We start from the raw sequence: 308 nt of genomic DNA, 5'->3' as shown, positions 1-308 counted from the left end.
ACTAACACCCAAGACCTGGTCATTACCCTCACCGGTACTAACGATGCGCCAGTGCTCAGCAGCATTGCCGCGCAAACTGTAGCGGAAGACGCCAGCATCTCAGGCCAAATCACCGGCTCAGATATCGACAGCAATGACACCATTACCTACTCGATTGCTAACCCAGTTGATGGCTTAACCGTCAACACCGATGGCAGCTGGGCATTTGATGCCAGCCACGCGGCGTATCAGTCGCTGGGCGTAGGTCAAACTCAAGTACTCAACATTGATGTCACTGGCACCGACAGCCAAGGTGCGTCTGATGTACA

Annotated in this window: 1 protein-coding gene; it reads left to right on the top strand. The window is 53.9% G+C overall.

Annotated elements, in window-relative coordinates; translation table 11 throughout:
• On the top strand, nucleotides 1-308 hold a 308-nt coding region (locus LZP69_RS16010), incomplete at both ends, for a VCBS domain-containing protein (protein ID WP_234201696.1).

It is taken from the genome of Shewanella sp. AS1 (assembly GCF_021412565.1).
Classification (GTDB): Bacteria; Pseudomonadota; Gammaproteobacteria; order Enterobacterales; family Shewanellaceae; genus Shewanella.
This window is presented reverse-complemented; position numbering and strand designations above follow the sequence as displayed.